Genomic DNA, 2142 nt, shown 5'->3' with positions numbered 1-2142 from the left:
CGGGGTCGTCGTGCGCGGCGGACCTGACGCGCCGGCTCCGCCGCGCCTTCGAGGCCCTGGGCTGGCGCGTGGCGCTGAACCACCCCTACGCCGGGGGCTGGACGACCCAGGCCTGGGGGCCGGCCGGATGAAGGTCTCCACGCGATCCAGATCGAGCTGAACCGCGCGCTCTATTTCGACGAGGCGAACCGCGTTCCGGGGCCCGGCTGGTCCCGGACGGCCAAGGGCGTCGCGCGCGTGATCGCCGATTTGACCGCCCCATAGCGAAACCGGCGCGGACAGAAAAAAAGCCGCGCCCGAAGGCGCGGCATGTAAAGTCTTTAGGGAGGAAACGCCCAGGAAGGGCATGACGCCGCGAGGCGTCGAAAATGAAGCTAGTGTGCAGCGCACAATCCGTCAAGCAGACATTTCGCACCTGCGTTCACGCCGTGTAACGGCAAGCTTCCGCCACGATTACGCCGCGTAACCGTTTCCAAGGGTTAAAATCACCTCCTGGAGTGAGCATCTGCGAACCAGCGCGAGCGTAGCGCCCCCCTCAGCGCTCCAGCAGCCGTCGGGCGCTGCGGATCGCGCGGGCGGCGGGAGAGGCGGACTGGCGCCAGACCAGCAGGCAGAAGGCCAGGGCCACCCCGATCGCCAGCCAGACCGGCCCGAACAGCCAGGCCGCCGCGGCCAGGGCGAAATAATAGCCCCGCACCCCTTGGCTGAACGCGCTCAGGGCGGGGTTCAGCAGGCCGGTCGCCGCCTCGCCCAGCGCCACCCGGTCGGCCTCGGTGTGCGCCTCGGGCGCCGCGCCGATCAGGGCCAGGGTGTAGTTCATCTGGCGCAGCGACCAGATGAAATCCAGCAGGCCGCGGACCAGGCAGATCAGGACCAGGGCCAGCTTGGCCTCCAGAATCCGAGTCGGCACGACCTCGGCGCCGACCGAGGCGAACCCCTCCAGCGCGCTCTGCCCGCCGAAAAGGATGCCCGCCACCGCGGCGATCAGCAGCAGGTTGGTCGAGGCGAAGAAGCTGGCGGAGTTGATCGAATGACCCATCAGCTGACTGTCCACCAGCCGGATCTCGCGGTGGGTCATGGCCGTCATCCAGACCCGGCGCACGACCGTCATGTCGTCGTTCAGGGTGCCGGTCCGGTGCGCCAGAAGGTTCAGCAGCGGGCCGTAGCCCAGCCAGCACAGGAAGAAGAGCGCCAGCGCGGCGTAGTCGAAGGTGGTCATCGCAGCTCCTCAGCCCCGCGCCCGGACTGTCGCGTGCGTCGGCCAAAGGCTCAAGAGGCGGCGCGCTTCGCCTTGCTTCGGCCCTTCGGGAGGACTATCACGCCCGCCTCCCGTATTGCGCTGCACCATAGACGAGACCGTCATGAACCTCGACGCCATCCCCGTCGGCCCGAACCCGCCCTGGGACCTGAACGTCGTCATCGAGATTCCGCAAGGCGGTCTGCCGGTGAAGTACGAGATGGACAAGGACTCCGGCGCCCTGTTCGTCGATCGCTTCCTGCACACCGCCATGTACTACCCGGGCAACTACGGCTTCGTGCCGCACACCCTGGCGGACGACGGCGACCCCTGCGACGTCATCGTGCTGAACCCGTCCCCGGTGGTGCCCGGCTGCGTCATCCGCTCGCGCCCGATCGGCGTGCTGATGATGGAGGACGAGGCCGGCGGCGACGACAAGATCCTGGCCGTGCCCGTCGACAAGCTGAACCCCTACTACACCGACATCGCCAGCTATCGTCAGCTGCCGGCCATCCTGGTCGAGCAGATCGAGCACTTCTTCACCCGCTACAAGGACCTGGAGAAGAACAAGTCCGTCCGCGTCAAGCGCTGGGGCGACGCCGGCGAGGCCGCCGAGCTGATCGCGGCCGGCGTCCGCGCCTACCAGGACAAGCTGAAGGCCGACGGCAAGGCCGCCAACGCGGCCTGAAGTCGATGTTCACCTCTCCATCGCCCCTTCAAGGCGATGGAGAGGACAGACGGCGCAGCCGTCAGGTGAGGGCGACGCCGGCCGGGGTTGTCAGACCGCCGACCTCCTCTTGCTTTCGTCATCCCGGGGCGCGCAGCGACCCCGGGACCCAGCGGCGCGCGAGAGCGCGAAGCTGTCACGCACACGGCTCGCGGAACCATCGCCTGCGCTGCGCTCC

3 protein-coding genes are annotated in these 2142 nt (G+C 68.3%); 2 read left to right on the top strand and 1 reads right to left on the bottom strand.

Annotation, left to right across the window (positions count from 1 at the left end; genetic code table 11):
* Nucleotides 1-23: 23 nt before the first annotated feature.
* Nucleotides 24-131 (top strand): hypothetical protein, encoded by a 108-nt coding sequence (locus AC2W7C_RS17095; RefSeq protein ID WP_486002446.1) that lies wholly within the window; start codon nt 24-26, stop codon nt 129-131.
* A 404-nt stretch (nt 132-535) separates the two neighbouring features.
* Here the strand turns inward: AC2W7C_RS17095 and AC2W7C_RS17090 are convergent, their stop codons facing one another.
* Entirely contained in the window at nt 536-1219 is a 684-nt protein-coding gene (locus AC2W7C_RS17090) for a DUF599 domain-containing protein (RefSeq protein ID WP_486002445.1), read from the bottom strand.
* Nucleotides 1220-1361: 142 nt separating this feature from the next.
* Here AC2W7C_RS17090 and ppa point away from each other — a divergent pair, with 142 nt between their 5' ends.
* On the top strand, nt 1362-1925 hold the full coding sequence (ppa, locus tag AC2W7C_RS17085; RefSeq protein ID WP_486002444.1) for an inorganic diphosphatase: 564 nt from the start codon (nt 1362-1364) through the stop codon (nt 1923-1925).
* The last annotated feature ends 217 nt before the right edge of the window (nt 1926-2142 follow it).

The organism is Brevundimonas sp. CURTG3B2_SDJG, from assembly GCF_057364705.1.
This window is presented reverse-complemented; position numbering and strand designations above follow the sequence as displayed.

Bases quoted from the DNA above. Each gene is read 5' to 3' on its own strand.
- AC2W7C_RS17090 (WP_486002445.1), bottom strand. From the start codon at position 1,219: ATGACCACCTTCGACTACGCCGCGCTGGCGCTCTTCTTCCTGTGCTGG.
- ppa (WP_486002444.1), top strand. From the start codon at position 1,362: ATGAACCTCGACGCCATCCCCGTCGGCCCGAACCCGCCCTGGGACCTG.